The sequence below is a fragment of the Gemella taiwanensis genome, assembly GCF_054054385.1.
This window is the reverse complement of record NZ_JBSMTL010000004.1, coordinates 77,645-94,784: the sequence shown is the minus strand read 5'-3', so window position 1 is coordinate 94,784 and position 17,140 is coordinate 77,645. Positions and strand designations below refer to the sequence as shown.

Genomic DNA, 17,140 nt, shown 5'->3' with positions numbered 1-17,140 from the left:
GATTTTTACCTATTCAAAAATGAAATCTTCATCTTCAATTGATTCAACATTCATACTTACAACATATCCATCACCTTTAACACTGAAGAAGTCATGGTTTTTAGTGTTAGTATTCATTGCATTTTCAATGATTGGATTAATTTCTTTATCTTCGAAGTATCCAGGGTATCCTAAGTTAGCTAAAGCACGGTTAGCATTATACTCTACGTAGTCTTTAACATCTTCATATAGACCAATCTCGTCGTAAATATCTTTAGTATATTTTAATTCATTTTCATATAAATCTAATAATAATTTATACATTTCTTTCTCAGCACGCTCTTGCTCTTCTGGAGTTAAAGTTTTGAATAATTCTTGTGCATCAAATCCAGTAAAACTTCCGTGAATAGTTTCATCTAATAAGATTTTACGGATAATTTCTCCAGATGTCGTTACTTTACCTTGCCCAGCAAGATATAATGGATAGAAGAAACCACTATAGAAAATATAACTTTCTAAGAATACTGAAGCTACACGAGCCATATATAAGTCATAAGTTGGAACTTCTGGTTTAAATAACTTCATATAATAATCTTCAATTAATTTCGCTTTGAATTGAAGCTCTGGATTACTTGGAACCCATTCGTCTAATAAGTAATCTGTTTCTTGTGAAGGGATTAATGATGTAAAGATTGTTGAGTAACTTTTCGCGTGAATTTGCTCCATCATTCCCATAAAGCTGTACACAGCTTGTTTTCTCATATCTTCAGTATGTAGAGATACAAGTGGCATACCTTTATCACCTTGTTGAGTATCAAGACCAGTTAAACCAGCTAATACTTTTTTGTAAGCTTCGCGTTCTTTATCATTTAAATCTTCGTTCCAGCTCTTAATATCTTTTGACACTTTAAACTCAGTATCAACCCAAAATTGAGCAATATTTTGACGCCAATACATAAATGTTAAATCATCTTGTTTATTCCAGTTTACAGCTTTCATAATTAGTAATTTTTCCTCTCTTTTCTATATAGCACATGAAGTACATTCTTCAACAGAAAGTAGTTTGTTTCTTGTGTAATATAGTGATTTCAATCCTTTGTGATGAGCATAAATATAATATCTAGCAAGTTCTCTTGTTGTGATATCAGAATTTACGAATAAAATCACAGAAACACCTTGGTCTACGTGTTCTTGAATAACTGCCATTAAATCAATAAGTTTCATTTGATCAATAGTAAATGCAGATTTATAGAACCATTGAGTTTTTGGACTTAAGTAAGGCATTGGGTAGAATGTTTCAGCATTCCCATAACTTCTACGTTCTATTTTATCAACGATCGGTAATACACTTGATGTTGAGTTTTGAACATAAGAAATACTTTGTGTTGGTGCAATCGCCATTCTATATGCGTGATATAGTCCATTTTCTTTTACTCTATTTTTTAGACTTCTCCAGTCTTCTCTTGTTGGAATATGAATTCCTTCAAATAACTCTTTTACTTTATCAGTTACTGGTAAGTAGTCATTTTCAATATATTTAGTGAAGTATCTACCATTGTAGTAATCTGATTTTTCAAAATCTTTAAATGTTTCATTACGTTTTTTAGCAATTTGCATTGAACGTTCTAATGTATAGTAATTCATCATCATGAAGAATACATTTGCGAAATCTTTCGCTTCTTCACTCTCATAAGCGATTAGGTTTTTAGCTAAATATCCATTTAAGTTCATTGCTCCTAATCCAACAGAGTGGAACTCATCATTAGCTTTTACTACACCTGGTGCATTTTTAATCTTAGTAGAATTACTTACGAATGTTAATGCATCCATACCTGAGTAGATAGATTCTTTGATTTTTTTACTTTCCATTACATTTACAATGTTTAATGAAGCCAAGTTACAAGAAATATCACGTTTAATAATATCATCTTCACCGTAGTCTTTGATTATTGAAGTTTCTTGTAATTGGAAAATCTCAGTACATAAGTTACTCATTTTAACCTGTCCAATTTCACGAAGTGCGTGATCTTTGTTCGCGTTATCTTTGAACATTAAGTATGGGTACCCTGATTGTAATTGAGTTTGTGCGATTAAGTTAAGCATATCACGAGCATCGAATTTACGTTTCATGATGTTTTCGTTCGCTACAAATTCATCATAATATTTAGCAATATCAATATCATCAAGGACTAATCCATACTCTTCATAAATTGAGTGAGGTCCAAACATATAGAAATCTTTGTTCTCACGAGCTAAATCGAAGAATAATGATGGTACGATAATACCTGTAGAAATTGTTGGAAGACGTAATTCTTCATCGGCATTAACCTTCTTAGTATCTAAGAATTCTAATACGTCATAGTGGAAAATGTTTAAGTAAACAGCTCCAGCTCCTGGACGTTGTCCTAGTTGATCAGCATATGCAAAACCTTGTTCTAAAGATTTAGCTACAGGAATAACACCTTTAGCTACCCCTTTAATACCTTTAATACTCTCACCACGCGCACGAAGTTTTGACAAGTTAATCGCAACCCCTCCACCAATTTTTGAAAGTTGTTTAGCTGTAGAATCGATGTAGTTAATTGAGTTAAGTGAGTCACCTACTTCTAATAAGAAACATGATACTAACTCACCACGACGACTTCTTCCAGAGTTTAAGAATGTTGGTGTCGCTGGTTGTAATCTTTGCTCAAGCATTGAAATCATAAGCTCTTTAGCTAAAGCAACATCTCCATCAGCTAAATACATGGCAACGATGAATACGTGTTGATTAAAGTTTTCTAAATATTGTTTTTTATCATTTGTTTTTAATGCATAATCTTTATAGAATTTACTTGCTGCCATGTAACTTTTGAATTCGAATTTAAAGTTTGCAGCTAATTCTAGACATTCTAGGATTTCATCTTCAATATATTTATCAAAGATATTATAGTAGAAATTCTCCTCTACTAGATATCTAAGTCTTTTGATTTCTGAACTGAATTTCTTTGTACGAAAGTCTACTTCACGAAGAAATTCTTCTATAGCTTCAACATCCTTTTCTAATTTGAAAAATCCATTGTCGCCTCTTTTTGTCACTTCATTATTTAGTTCAATATGGTTAAATTTCTCCATTCTTTACACTCTCCAAATATATTTTTTTAAATTTTATTAAGTCTTTTGTATTACCGTGTAATTCTATTTTCATAAGTAATGGTACATTATACTTCTCGCTAATCGTCTCTGAAGCTTTAGCAAATCTATTACCCCAGTTTTTATTTCCACTACCTACTACTCCTTTTAAGTGCTTGTGATTAGTTTCTAAAAACTCTTCTACACCATCAGGAACTTGTCCAAAACCGATCGTAGGCGTTATTAAAATATAATCAAAATCAACTTCATAATCGATATCAAATAGGTCAATAACATCCTCTTCGGGAATCTTACACATATCTACAAATCTCTTGCAATTTCCAGTTAATGAAAATACAATTATCTTCATTCTCTCTCACGCTCCCACAAAAATATTTCCAAGATTATTTCCTGGAAATTTAAGACTTATATTAATTATACACTTTATTTTATTATTTTTCAATCATTATTTTTCCCATGAAAAAGCTACAAATCTTTTTTGGAAATTTGTATATCTATTTAATATTTCGGAATACTATTAGTAACTTTACACACTACAAAGATTAAAATCATTATAAGAAAAAAATTTTTTTTTCCTTTTATTTTTCTCAATTTCACATAAAAAAACTTTAAACAAAATTACCCTGTTTAAAGTTTTCTTCTATAATATGTTTAGTTTATTCTATCACTTTTTCTTCTCGCAAATTCAGAAAAATAGAATTTATCAACTCTATGACGACTCTCTGTATAATGTAGGAAATCTGTTCCTTCTGTGTATACATCACTTCGTAAAACTGCAATATGTTTGTGACCATTCAAATCAATATATGTTGAATCTTCCTCATTAGCAGGTTCAATTTTAAAATCCTTATTTCCATAAGAAATCTTAATACCTAAATCCTGTTCTAAATACTCATATAACGATTCCTCAACGCGATTAGTAGGAAGGTCTCCTATTGCATTCTTTCTTATATAATCTTTGTCTAATATTACTGCTTCTCCATCAACGATTCTTTGACGCACCAGATAGATTAGTTTTTCATCTGGCTTAACTAGACCAAGCCTTACTAAAAAATCTGGAGCATCTACTTCTTTATTCACTAACACTTTAGTCGTAGCTTCAACATCTTGATATTGACGGCGTTCTTTAAAACTTAATATCCCCGTAACAGGTAATCTAAATCTGTGAACATCTAGTACAATAGATCCCTTACCTTGAATTTTGTGGATATAACCATTCTCTAATAATAGAAATAATGCTTTTCTTATAGTTTCCCTAGAAACATTATATTCTCTTGCGAGTTCATTTTCACTTGGTAAGAGAGAGTTAGACCTGTATTGCCTATGCTCTATTTTTTCTCTTAGCTCTAAATAGATCTTAAAAAACTTATTCATGATTTCCCCCAAAATAAATAACTATATGTGTATATTTTACCATAATTCATCTAAATATTAAATGTTTTTTACTCAAAAACTTTTATAATTCTTACTATTTTTGTTAAATTATGTAAATATGTAAACCGAATATTGTATAAACCTAATTACTTCTGCTATATTTATGTGTTATAATGATAATTGGAGGTGTAATAATGAGAAAACATATTATACAATTTCTTATTGTTTTAGAAAATTTTTCACTATTTATTAGTGGGATACTCGCCATAATATTTTACAATTGTTTTAATTTGTATTTTTATAAAAACTTCTATCAAAAAGAAAATTTAGCCCCTAAAATAGGAACTACATATGAAGAATTAATAAAAAATACCACTAATTTATTAGATTATCTTAATCATAAAGCAATGTTAAATCTTGATTGGTATACAGATAAAGATATACTTCATATGCAAGACGTTAGGACACTATATAGTTTAAGTTACAAAACAATGATATTTTTTATAGTAGTTTTTACTATTTCTACTATATTACTGATAATACTTTGTAATAAAAGAACTGTTTTCTATATAACAAATACATTTAACAAAGTACTACTTGCATTTATTATAGTAATAGGTATCCTATCTTGTATTATTTCATATAATTTTACATCTTTTTGGATAAAATTCCATCAGTTGCTATTTTCAAACGATCTTTGGTTACTTAGTCCTGATGAATCGAACTTAATTCAAATGGTGCCTGAAGAATTCTTCATAAGTCTTATTACAACAATAATCTTACATATCTTTATACTATTTATTTCATTGTTTATATTAAATACTATAGTAAAAAAAAGAATAAAAAATAATTAATCTTAAAGATGATATTAAAAATTTAATTTCTTATAATTATGTGATATAATTAATTTTAGTTTCAAATAAATAAATTACGAAAGGATAAATTATGGCTCAAAATGATAAAAATGTTGTTACTGAAGATAAAGTAACATTTAGATTGTGTGATGATTGCCTTGGTGTAAATCTTAAAACTTTGATTCCAAAACTAAAAAAGAAAGCACCTAATGCAGAATTTATCATAGGATGTCAATCTTATTGTGGACCTGGAAGAACTCAGACATTCACGCTTGTTAATAGTAGAATTTGTATAGCAGATACTGAAGTCGAACTGATGCCTTTAGTTGATGAAAAACTTAGAGATCGAATGAGTGCCGAAGACGAAGAAAAATACAGAAAACGTCTTGAACGTCGTCTAGAACGTACTTTCTACTTCATTATACCTGAAAATATAACGATTAAAGTTGGTGAAGAAGTAGATGTCGATAAAGAAGGCGTGATCGCTCGTAAAGCAGGAAAATCTTATCTTGATGATCTTATTATCGAAGGAGAAGTTGATAATACTAAACCTGGAACTTATGAACTTGTATACCGTGTTAATATCGATAATAAAGAACATAAGAGAAAAAGACTTATCACTGTTGTTGATGAAAACGTATAATCAACATTTATAAAATTATCAAAATATAAACCTAGAAGTTAAAAGCTATACATACCGCTACTTCTAGGTTTTTTCTCTATTTTCATGAAAAATATTTATACTGTTTTTTTGAAAATAACGTTTACTTTTTTTGTAAATATGATATAATATAAGTAAAGATATAGAAGTCGGAGGTTATGATCATGGAAAATAAATATTCTAAAATTTTAGTCGCAGTAGATGGTTCAAAACAAGCTGAATGGGCTTTTAGAAATGCCGTTGCCATTGCTCAAAGAAACGAGGATGCAGAGTTATACATCGCGTCTGTTATTGATGCGACAATCGCAACTTCTGGTTTATCAGATCCTTACATTTTCAACTCTTTCTACAAACGTACTAAAGAATTAGTTGATAGCTATGTAGAATCTGCTAAAGAAGACGGATTAACTAAAGTATTCGGTATTGTTGAACAAGGTATTCCTAAAATTGTTCTTAGTGAAGATATTGTTGACGAAAAAGGTATCGATCTTGTAGTTTGTGGATCTTCTGGTTTAACTGGATTCAAACGTATGCTTATGGGATCAGTGTCTGAAGGTATCGTTAGATATGCTAAATCTGACGTAATCATCATTAAACAACGTTCTATCCCAGCGGATTTCGAAGCAACTATCGCTAAAAAATTCCAAGAAGAACAAGAAAAATAAGCATCTCTAAATTAGATTTAGATTAATATATTTTAATTTAAATTCATTTAAAATTTTTCCTTTTTATAATGAACGACGCATACATTATATGCGCCGTTCGTTTTTTATTAATATATCTTCTTAACTTTTAAACTATTATAATTCAAAGCTGCAAGTTGCACAGAATTCGGTCCAAAATACTTAGTATAATCATGAAGTTGCTGCTTATCGTCATAAATATAAACCCTATCTCCGATACTTTCTTCTTCACCTATTTCTACTACTAAGTGACTCATCATCGTTGAGTAAATATTTCTCTCTTTACCATTAATTAAACATGTTTTTCCTTTTAATCTATCTCTTAGTATTCCATCACCATAACCAATATTAACTACCCCAACCTTCTTCTTAGCATCCGCTATATAAGAATTAGAGTACCCAATACATTCACCTTTATTCAAGGTTACTATATTAATTATTTCACCATAAACAGTAATTGGATTTTTTATAATCAAATCTTTTAAGGCCACTGGATTTTCCTTCACATTATAAGGCATAGCTCCATAAAGAATAATCCCTAATCTCTGATGTGTTGTTTTCTCAAAAACACCATCTCGTAAAAACGAAGCACTATTTTGTAAGTGAATTACTTCAAAATCATGATGTTTCTGTGCTTCATCAAGAACTTTCAATACCAATTCTTTTTCTTTTTCATAGAAACCATCAAACTCATCAGCAAATGAAAAATGAGACCAGAATCCTTTTAATTTTAGGGTGTTTTCTTTACAGAAATTTATAATTTCTAATACTTCTTCCAAATTTCTTGCTCCGGCACGTCTCATACTACCCGCAAATTCTAATTGAAGCGTTAAGTTTCTAACATTTTCAAGATTTTCTTTTAAATATTCAAGACTCGCTATATTTATCTCAACATTGTATTCTCTAACTAAATCAAAGTTATAAGTTGGATTTAAAAGAAAAATATTAGCATCTTTTCCTAATGTTTCTCTTATTACTTTACACTCCTCTTCTTTTGTCGTTGCAAAGTAATTTATCCCTATTTCTGAGTATAATTTTACACATTCTCTTAAATTTAAATTATACGCATTATTTTTAACTACAGCTATTATGTTCTGTGATTGTTCTTTTAAATTTATTCCATTTTGTCGTATGTTATTGTAATTTAACTCAATTGTTGCCATAAAAATCCTTTCTTAGATAAAAAGGAGTGACTCAAAAATCGTGATTTCAGAGAAACCGATTTTTTAAAGCCACCCCCGCAAATTTCATCAGATATCTAAAAACTCTTATAAAGTAAATTTAGATATCTATAAACCACTACGTTTATGAATTTTCATATAAACTTTTTAAATTTAGGACCTTTAAATCAGCCCTTTTTATATTACTTAAAATCAACAAAGTTATTTGCTGTAATGGCTCAATATTCCTAGGTAATATTTAACCCCTACTTTTAATATTTTTTCATCGAAGTTGAAAGTTGGTGTATGTAACCCTGAAACATAGTTTTTCTCTTCATTTCTTAAACCTAAAAAACTATAGTTTATAGGAGACAATCTACTAAAGAATGAGAAATCTTCCCCGTATAGATAAGCTTCTTCTAACTCAATATAATCAATATTTTCTTTTTCTATAACTTCTTTAATTACTTGATAAGGAACTTCATCATTAATTACCGCTGGATATCCTCCAGCAAAGTCGACACGAATACTTGCTCCAGTAAGATGTTCAAGCCCTACACGCGTATTTTCAATTGCAGCTTTGATTGTAGCTAAATCTTCCATGCTGTATGTTCTAATAGTTCCTTCTAGGTATGCATTCTCCGCAACAACATTCATAGCATCTCCACCGTACATTTTACCAATATGAATAATATTAGTATTACGAGCTTTTGTATGTAATGCATTAAGTTTTAACATCTCTTGGAAAAACATTGTAGCCACATTAAGAGCATCGATTCCAGTATTTTTTAAACCAACATGAGCTGCACGTCCTTTAATATAAATTCTATATTCATTAGCACTAGCCATGATTTCCTTTGGTTTAGAAACTATATGCCCTTCTGGATAATCTGGATTCATATGCAGGGCATAACTTGCTAAAATGTTATACGATGAAAAATCAAAATCATTGATTAATAAATTTCCACCACCGAAAGTCTCTTCAGCTGGTTGAAATACGAAAATACTATTCACCTTCGTACTATTATTTTTGTAATAATCAGCCGCTTCTATAACACTTCCTAAAAGCATAGTAGTATGTCCATCATGTCCACAAGCATGCATCACACCATTGTTATTAGATTTAAAATCAACATCATTTTCCTCTGTAATAGGTAATGCATCAATATCAGCTCTAAATAAAATCGTATCTTTAGTTTCTACACTTGCTTTAAAGATTACTACTAATCCTGTCTCAAGAGTTTCTTGATATTCTATACCATATTCTTTTAAGACACTAGCGATAAATTCTTTAGTTTTATGCTCTTCCAAAGATAACTCTGGATTTTGGTGCAAGTATCTACGCCATGATGTTAAATTCTCTTCAGTAATTACTTTCATCTTCTCTTCCTACTTTATTATAAGTTTCTTAATTCTGCGATAATATCTACTTTTTCTTCTGCAACTTCACTACGTGTTTTGATTACTCGTGCTGGAACTCCCGCTACTACTTCTCCACTAGCTACATCTTTCGTTACTACACTTCCAGCTGCGACAACAGCGTTGTCTCCGATTTGCACACCTTCTAAGATAACAGCATTAGCTCCGATAAGAACATTGTTACCTACACGTACTGGTGTAGCATTAGCTGGTTCAATAACACCTGATAACACAGATCCAGCACCAACGTGAGAGTTTTCTCCAACTTCTGCACGTCCACCTAAAATAGCATTCATATCGATCATAGTATTTTTACCAATTTTAGCTCCGATATTAATAACAGCACCCATCATGATTACCGCATTATCTCCGATACTTACGTGTTCGCGAATCGAACAACCTGGCTCGATACGAGCGTTAAACTGAGTTAAATCAATCATCGGCACACCACTATTACGGCGATCATTTTCTACACGGTGATTTACTACTACAGCTTTATTAGCTTCGTAAAATTCCACCCAATCAGCAAAGTCTGCAAAAATAACTCTTGAGTTCCCTTCACCATAAACTTCTAAAGTTTCTGGAAATTCTACATCAGCGTTAAAATTAACGTAAACTTTTACCGGTGTTTTCTTTTTTGATGTTGCTATAAATTTAATAATCTCTTCTGTTGATTTCATTTCTTTCTCCTATTATCTATATGATTTTTTTCTATTTTATATCTAATTTTTACATATGTCAAACTAACTTTATTATAATATTCTTTGTTTAAGTGTTATACTAGATTACTTTCTCCATTAATCTAGTTATAAACTATTTCGAGATGACTCTATTATCACCTCTATAGACTCATTTGAGTCGCTTCTGACTTTATTATTTAATACCTAGTACATCTTTCATAGAATATAATCTAGGTTCTTCTATACCATTAAGCCACTGTGCAGCTGTAACAGATCCTTTTGCGAACATTTTTTTACTTAGAGCTGTATGTTTAATCTCGATTACCTCATCTTCTCCAGCAAAAATCACTTCATGTTCCCCTACTATAGTTCCACCACGAACCGCGTGAATTCCAATCTCTTTTTCTTGGCGTTTCATATCCCCGTGACGACCATAAATTCTATTATAATCTTCTACGTCTTTAACCGCATCTACTAACATTTTTGCAGTTCCACTAGGTGCATCCACTTTTTTATTATGGTGTTTTTCAATAACTTCGATATCATATCCTAGTAGTAATTCACTAGCTTTTTTCACTAATTCTACTAAGACATTTACTCCTAAGCTGTAATTCCCTGCATAAACTACACCTACTTGCGTAGCTAGTTCATCGATTAATTCCAATTCTTCTGGAGTGTGTCCAGTTGTCGCAATTACAACTTTTGTTGCTGTACGTTTTGCATATTCAACTAATTCAGCAGTTCCAGCATGATGTGAAAAATCAATAATCACATCTGCTATCTTTTCTAATTCTTCATATGAAGTATAAGTAGGAAATTTCTCTTCTAATAATTCACGACCTACACCTGCAACAATTTCTAAATCAGTACTATCTTGAAAATAGTTTTTTAGAACTTGTCCCATAGTTCCATTATAACCACTTAATAAAACTCTCATTTTTACTCTCCTTGTAATGAATTAAGTCTTGCAATCTCTTGCTCTAATTTTGTCGCTAATGTTGGAGCAACATGTGTCATTGGTAGACGGTAGTGACAAGCTGATTTTCCAATTAATTCTACACATTTTTTAACTGGCATTGGGTTTGGTTCAGCAAATAACATGTGGATGAAGTCTAAATATTTAAGTTGTAATTCAAACGCTTTGTCCACTTCTCTTTCTAAAGCATATTTACACATTAAGTGAGTTGCTCTTGGATAAATATTTGCTAAAACAGAGATTGTTCCTTTACCACCTGCTAAAATAATCGGTACGTTGATATCATCATTACCTGAGTAAATATCAATTTTATCACCTACTAGGTTTCTAACTGCTAAAGTATGAGCAATATCCCCTACAGCATCTTTGTACGCCACGATATTTTTGTGTTGAGATAGGTGTAAAATAGTCTCAGGCGCCATAACTTGTCCGGTTCTTCCTGGTACATTGTAAAGAACGATTGGTAAATCAACACTATTCGCGATTGCTTCAAAGTGTTCAATTAAACCTTGTTGGCTAGTTTTAATGTAATAAGGTGTTACTACTAATAATGCATCTGGTCCTAGTTTTTCAATCTCTTGGCTTAATCTAATTGAGTGAGCTGTATCGTTAACCCCACTACCTGCGATAACAGGTACACGTCCTGCTACTCTATCAATAGCGAATTTAATTACCGCTACTTGCTCATCATCAGGCATAGTTGAACTCTCACCAGTAGTTCCCGCTACAATAATCGCATCTGTACCTTCAGTAATTTGAAATTCGATTAACTCTCCAAACGTCTCATAATCTACACTTCCATCCTCGAAAAATGGTGTTACTATTGCTACTCCGCTTCCTGTATAAATTGTCATAATCTTGTTCTCCTTGTTTCTATCTTTTATTGTTTTTGTATTAAAATTAAATATCTTGTCTAATTAAATCTTCTAAAGTCTCACCTTTTACTACTAGCCGACTAGTTCCATCTTTTACAAACACAACCGGTAATTTTGGTAATCTATTGTAATTGCTACTCATACTGTAGTTATACGCTCCTGTCGATGATACTAATAGTAAGTCACCTTGCTCAGCTTTAGGTAATTTCGCATCCATTACTAGCATATCTCCAGATTCACAACACTTACCAGCAACTGTATAAGTTGTATCAGCTTCTTGGTTCATCTTGTTAGCTAACATCGCTTCGTATTTTGCTTTATATAATGCATAACGAGGATTATCTGCCATACCACCATCAACAAACACATATTCACGACCTGCAAAAGTCTTCTTAACTCCACCAACACTGTATAATGTGCTACCAGCATTACATGTTAAACTTCTACCAGGCTCAATAACTACCTTAGTTAAATCTAAACCGAAATTGTCACTCTCACGTTCAACTACTTCTATATACTCTCTTAAAAATTCAGCAAGTTCAAAAGGTCTATCTTCTTCAGTATAATAAACCCCGAAACCTCCACCTAGATTAAGAACACTTATAGTTAAACTTAATCTTTCTTGAACTTTTTTCGTAAATTCCATTACTACTTTTACTGCTTCGAAAAATGAAGTTTTCTCAAAAATTTGTGATCCGATGTGTGAGTGGAATCCTACAAAATTAAGATTACTTTGATTATTAATATCTGCGATTAACTCATAAATTGTTTCATCGTATACTGAGTAACCAAATTTTGAATCATCTTTTGCTGTTTTGATGTATTCATGAGTATGGGCGTCGATTCCTGTATTAATTCTTAATAATACGTCTACTCTATTTCTACTCTCTCTTACGATTTCATTAATCATTTCATATTCATAGTCATTATCTATGACGATAGTTCCTACTCCAACTTCAAGAGCATATTGTAATTCCTCGCGAGTTTTATTATTTCCGTGGAAATAAGCTTTCTTCATATTATATCCAGCTTTGTACGCTGTATGAATCTCACCAAGTGACACTACATCAACACCTAAACCCTCTCTACTAGCAATTCTCAACACCTCTAAACAACTAAAAGCTTTCGATGCAAAAAGAACTTCTGTATTGAACTTCGAACTTTTAAAGTTATTAATAAAAGTTCTACATTGGTTCACTAGCATATTCTCATCATAAACATAAAGTGGTGTCCCGTATTGAGCCTTTAACTCACTAACTCCAACACCTGAAATATTCAGTTCATCATTTTCTACCGTCATACCATCAAATAATCTCATTACTTTCTCCTTCATAAAATGTTATAAAAAATAGACTACAAGAACAAAAGGTCCTTGTAGTCTAGCTTATATTTCTATCCTATTCCTCTTGCCCTTATTATAAAAAGCTCACCATGAAGAAAATGGGCATTTTCTAATGACAGTGCTATGCCTATTCGACATAACCCCAGTGAAATTAATCACTTCGGCGATGCTACCTTTTAAATTAGTCATCGCGGCCTCTTTTTATAATACTTATCTATTTACGTTGTATAAATAATATCATGTTTTAAAACTATTGTCAATAGTTTTCAGAAAATTTTTATAATATTCTAGTTTTGGTGTTTACATATACACAATTAGTATTGGTTGTAATTACTCTTTAAAACAACTATAATATACTCATATTAAAAGAAGATTGCACAATATACTCTTCTTAATATAAAAATTAAGGATTATAAAATATGATTGAATTCACAAAAAATGACGACTTAAATAAAATCATTAGTGACAATGACATAGCGATTATTCAATACGGAACAGCTACATGTATGCCATGTCACTCAATAAAAAACAGAATTACTACGTGGCAAGAAAATCACAAAGACGTAGCAGCATACTACATCTCATTAGAAGAAAATATGGAAATTGCTGCTCAACGTGGTATTCTCTCTTCACCAACTGTAGAAGTATATATCGAAGGGAGACTATCTATTCAAAAAAGCGGCTACTTCAGTCTAGATGAAATTCTAGAAAAAGTAAGCACTGTAAGTGAACAAATGAAATAAAAAATAAGAGCGATTCAAAATAATAATTTTGAATCGCTCTTTTTATTAGTTATTGATTTATTTGGCTAATATATCTACAAGTTCTTCACCCAGTAACAGTTTTACATCATTAATGTCAACAATTCTAAAACCTTTAATTTTTGATTCCAATTGCCTTACTGACTTAGTCACCCTAGATGTATCAACAAGTAAAATTCTCTCAACTCCAGGTAAAGCTTTTTCTGCTCTCTTAAGGAAGATTTCAACATGTTCAGGATGAAGATATGAATTTCCTCTATAAGATTTTATCTCAATAACATATTTCTTACCATTTTTTTCAAGACATAGATCAAAATCCCTACTTCTATTTTTTGGTTCTTGAACATCATAACCAACTTTTCTAAATGCATATGCAAGTAATAACTCTTTCCCAATTGGCGAAGTTAATTTCTCTAGTGCAGTAAGTAATGGTTTAGGTTTAATCTTAATAACAGATTTCTTTAATCCCTCTGGATCTTTTGTTAAAAATTTCTTATTAAATCCAATAATATAATCTTCCACTATCGCAAAATGACCATGAGCTATACAATTTCTAATAGCTGTTAGTAAAGCATTAATTTTTGAAAAAGTAGTATACTTCGCAACTATTATTTTTTGACAATTAGGACAAATATTCCCCTCAAAAAATTTCCAATCATCATTACTTATTACATCCTTCGAACCTATCCACTTCACATCACGACTTTCATTCATTCCCATTTGATCCATAACATAGGTAAATGAAAATTCATCATATATCTTATCAGAAACTAATTCATTTTTAATAGATTGATATGAATCAATATTAGGAGTATACCAAAGTAAATTTTTTATTACCTTATCCATATCATCTGAAAGCTTAATCGGTCTAGGGCTGTGTTCTATTTTATAATCTAGCTCTTTTCTATTGCCGCAACATCTTTTAAACATATCCTTCTCCTCAAGTTAGTAATAATATGAAATCAGTTTATATCAATTTTATTATAGCATATATCATATACATAAAAAAAGACACATCGGGGTGCATATGCATAAAATAAAAAAGAGATATTGATCCATCCTACAAAAACTTTTGAAAAAGACGTCCGATATCTCTCATTACCTTATAGTAATATATACATAGATACGTTTAAAAATGACAATAAAAATAACCATCTTTTTATACACAGTAAGATAACAGCTCCAAAAATCAGATAAATTTTAGAAGGCTATTGCCATTATAATATTTTCCTCACTTTTTTCATTAAACTAGGAAGTTGTATACTGTCATTTATATCGTTTACATATTTTTACAAGTATATTATGTTGTAAAATACTTTTTAATTATTTTACAACAATTCTAATAATCTCCCTTTGTTTATTGTTTTAAATTTTCATTCGTAAGTATATGCTCAATCCATAATGTATCATCAATTTTTCTATCTTCATTTATATTATGAACTGTTATATTCTCCCTTTTTTCTATTATTAGTCGATTTATAATTTCCTCTTTCGAAGAATTTCGTCCTACTATAATTACTTTTTTATTATCATCATTAACCAATGTTCTTATAATTCCATTAATATGCTCATCATCTTTATTAAATCCAAAACCTACTATTACAATATAATCAGCTTCTTTCCAATTCCTATATAAATCTACATATTCACAAGATTTAAAAATAGAAGTCATTGGTTTCGTTCCACTTTGTGTAAACAGTAAAGGAACGATAAATTTTCCTTTCAGATTCTCTTTTTCACTTATTTTATTTAAATACGGATCATACCACTGATCTACAGAACCATTTAAATAAGTAATGTTTTCCTTTTCACCAAGTTTATCTGCAATTATTTTATTATAATTTGTTGTAGCAATCTTAGCAACTTCTAACTTTGATTCATCAATACATTTTTTTAAATCACTATAATATCCCTCGTCAGCTATATCAGATGGAAGACTATCTACTATATAGTTTTTGACAGTCAATAAAAATATAGATATTTTACAAAATTTTGCCCATTCATTTTTAGGACAATACAAATAATGCCAATTAGAATCAATTAAAGACTTATAGTCCAATACTGATGAAAAAATATCTTCTAATATATACTTTGCAAAATATACTATTTTTGATTCTTCATCTAAAGTACCTATATCTATATTTTTAAAATTATCGTATAAATATTCTATGCCAATCACTCCTGCAGATTGATAATTTAATCTCAGTACTTCTCCTATATCATCAAACAGATCAATTTCTTCATCTTTTTTGTCAAAGATATTATCATTAATATTTTTCACAAGGTATGATCCTAATGCTCCGATTTGTAACTGTAAAATTGAGACGATAATCTTTTTAAGTTCAAATTGCAAGTCATCTCTCAAATTTTTATTCTTATATATTAATAAAAGAGCAGAAAAATAATGACTTTTGAATATCTTATTTCCTCTATTTAATGCACTATTAAAAGATATAACGGTATTAAGTTGACAATTACTAACTTGTCTATTTAACATGTTGCTTATTATATCATCTATATTTTCTATGTGCTTTTTCGCATTTTTAGCATATGAGTCAAAATCATTCAACTTGCTAATGATATACTCACGCTTATGTTCAAGGGTGTCTTTTATTATATTTTCAATTACAGATTTTCCATATGAACTTACACTTCTAGTTTTGTAGTCATCAGGTAACCATTCCCCTGCATATGCAGTAGAACCATCTATAGAATCCCTCATTTCAATAAATTCTTTTTTACTAATAGACACATCTTGTCTAAAAATATCTAAAGCGAACTTCCCACCTGTGGGTAACCCGTAACAAATCTCCGCTCCTGCACCAAATAAAAAACCTACTTTTTGCATAAAACCTCCTACTTTCTATTTTATCAATACTCTATCATTTAAATTTAATATTAAAAAAATATCTATTTATCACATCATTTTATCACTTTTCAAGTAAAGTCTTATAACTATAACGCACCTTTATTGTAGTAGGAAATAAATTAATACTATTTTTATCGTCCGTAATATTTTAAATAGAAGTTGCTTTTTCATCATTAATAAGCCTTGTCGCCTTAATAATAAATTCCTCTTGGATCGATTAAGATAGTTAATTTAATAATCATTTAACAAGCTACCATCTTTTAAGTTAGTCGTTTATTTTTAAAAGTCACAGACCGAAGAAAAATATTACGAATAATTTATACTACGACTACTTAAAGTCAGTGCTAATAGCTACCCTTACTTTTTAAATAACAA

16 protein-coding genes, 1 pseudogene and 1 riboswitch are annotated in these 17,140 nt (G+C 30.4%); of the genes and pseudogenes, 5 read left to right on the top strand and 12 right to left on the bottom strand.

Features of this window, described 5'->3' with window-relative positions:
• Nucleotides 1–9: 9 nt before the first annotated feature.
• The 4 genes from nrdF to treR form a co-directional block, all read right to left on the bottom strand.
• The gene (gene nrdF / locus ACWOA3_RS04935; protein WP_003147299.1) at nt 10–978 is read right to left on the bottom strand and encodes a class 1b ribonucleoside-diphosphate reductase subunit beta; all 969 of its coding nucleotides are present in this window, start codon (nt 976–978) and stop codon (nt 10–12) included.
• A gap of 24 nt (nt 979–1,002) precedes the next feature.
• On the bottom strand, nt 1,003–3,093 hold the full coding sequence (nrdE, locus tag ACWOA3_RS04930; protein WP_456884435.1) for a class 1b ribonucleoside-diphosphate reductase subunit alpha: 2,091 nt from the start codon (nt 3,091–3,093) through the stop codon (nt 1,003–1,005).
• A complete protein-coding gene (nrdI, locus tag ACWOA3_RS04925) occupies nt 3,080–3,460 on the bottom strand; it encodes a class Ib ribonucleoside-diphosphate reductase assembly flavoprotein NrdI (protein WP_003147301.1) in 381 nt (126 codons plus the stop codon). The genes nrdE and nrdI overlap by 14 nt, the downstream gene beginning before the upstream one ends.
• Nucleotides 3,461–3,762: 302 nt before the next feature.
• On the bottom strand, nt 3,763–4,485 hold the full coding sequence (gene treR / locus ACWOA3_RS04920; RefSeq protein WP_456884433.1) for a trehalose operon repressor: 723 nt from the start codon (nt 4,483–4,485) through the stop codon (nt 3,763–3,765).
• A gap of 194 nt (nt 4,486–4,679) precedes the next feature.
• On the opposite strand from treR, the gene ACWOA3_RS04915 reads away from it, so the two are divergent.
• The 4 genes and pseudogenes from ACWOA3_RS04915 to ACWOA3_RS04900 all read left to right on the top strand — a co-directional run bounded on the left by ACWOA3_RS04915 (nt 4,680) and on the right by ACWOA3_RS04900 (nt 6,665).
• Entirely contained in the window at nt 4,680–5,339 is a 660-nt protein-coding gene (locus ACWOA3_RS04915) for a TIGR01906 family membrane protein (protein ID WP_456884431.1), read from the top strand.
• Nucleotides 5,340–5,430: 91 nt separating this feature from the next.
• Nucleotides 5,431–5,745 (top strand): annotated as a pseudogene (locus ACWOA3_RS04910) (immunoglobulin-like domain-containing protein); the annotation flags it as partial.
• Nucleotides 5,746–5,757: 12 nt separating this feature from the next.
• Nucleotides 5,758–5,982, top strand: coding sequence for an immunoglobulin-like domain-containing protein (locus ACWOA3_RS04905; RefSeq protein WP_442566118.1), 225 nt, complete (start codon nt 5,758–5,760; stop codon nt 5,980–5,982).
• Nucleotides 5,983–6,164: 182 nt separating this feature from the next.
• Nucleotides 6,165–6,665, top strand: coding sequence for a universal stress protein (locus ACWOA3_RS04900; protein ID WP_442566106.1), 501 nt, complete (start codon nt 6,165–6,167; stop codon nt 6,663–6,665).
• Between the two features lie 107 nt (nt 6,666–6,772).
• Here the strand turns inward: ACWOA3_RS04900 and ACWOA3_RS04895 are convergent, their stop codons facing one another.
• From ACWOA3_RS04895 to lysA, 6 genes are all read right to left on the bottom strand, one after another.
• Nucleotides 6,773–7,846 carry an alanine racemase gene (locus ACWOA3_RS04895; protein ID WP_456884429.1) on the bottom strand — a complete coding sequence of 358 codons (1,074 nt, stop codon included), beginning with the start codon at nt 7,844–7,846 and terminating at the stop codon, nt 6,773–6,775.
• Between the two features lie 219 nt (nt 7,847–8,065).
• Entirely contained in the window at nt 8,066–9,223 is a 1,158-nt protein-coding gene (locus tag ACWOA3_RS04890) for a M20 metallopeptidase family protein (protein ID WP_456884427.1), read from the bottom strand.
• 17 nt (nt 9,224–9,240) lie between these two features.
• The gene (dapD, locus tag ACWOA3_RS04885) at nt 9,241–9,942 is read right to left on the bottom strand and encodes a 2,3,4,5-tetrahydropyridine-2,6-dicarboxylate N-acetyltransferase (protein WP_442566103.1); all 702 of its coding nucleotides are present in this window, start codon (nt 9,940–9,942) and stop codon (nt 9,241–9,243) included.
• Between the two features lie 193 nt (nt 9,943–10,135).
• On the bottom strand, nt 10,136–10,879 hold the full coding sequence (dapB, locus tag ACWOA3_RS04880; RefSeq protein ID WP_456884425.1) for a 4-hydroxy-tetrahydrodipicolinate reductase: 744 nt from the start codon (nt 10,877–10,879) through the stop codon (nt 10,136–10,138).
• Between the two features lie 2 nt (nt 10,880–10,881).
• Complete coding sequence (dapA, locus tag ACWOA3_RS04875; RefSeq protein WP_456884423.1) at nt 10,882–11,772, bottom strand: 4-hydroxy-tetrahydrodipicolinate synthase; 891 nt, start codon at nt 11,770–11,772, stop codon at nt 10,882–10,884.
• 46 nt (nt 11,773–11,818) lie between these two features.
• The gene (gene lysA / locus ACWOA3_RS04870) at nt 11,819–13,111 is read right to left on the bottom strand and encodes a diaminopimelate decarboxylase (RefSeq protein WP_456884421.1); all 1,293 of its coding nucleotides are present in this window, start codon (nt 13,109–13,111) and stop codon (nt 11,819–11,821) included.
• A 96-nt stretch (nt 13,112–13,207) separates the two neighbouring features.
• A riboswitch (Lysine riboswitch) is annotated at nt 13,208–13,343 on the bottom strand.
• A 211-nt stretch (nt 13,344–13,554) separates the two neighbouring features.
• Here lysA and ACWOA3_RS04865 point away from each other — a divergent pair.
• The gene (locus ACWOA3_RS04865; protein ID WP_456884419.1) at nt 13,555–13,878 is read left to right on the top strand and encodes a thioredoxin family protein; all 324 of its coding nucleotides are present in this window, start codon (nt 13,555–13,557) and stop codon (nt 13,876–13,878) included.
• Nucleotides 13,879–13,935: 57 nt separating this feature from the next.
• Here ACWOA3_RS04865 and ACWOA3_RS04860 read toward each other — a convergent pair whose 3' ends face one another.
• Nucleotides 13,936–14,826, bottom strand: coding sequence for a restriction endonuclease (locus ACWOA3_RS04860; protein ID WP_456884417.1), 891 nt, complete (start codon nt 14,824–14,826; stop codon nt 13,936–13,938).
• A gap of 427 nt (nt 14,827–15,253) precedes the next feature.
• Nucleotides 15,254–16,744: a hypothetical protein gene (locus ACWOA3_RS04855; RefSeq protein ID WP_456884415.1), complete on the bottom strand. Its 1,491-nt coding sequence runs from the start codon at nt 16,742–16,744 to the stop codon at nt 15,254–15,256.
• Nucleotides 16,745–17,140 lie beyond the last annotated feature (396 nt).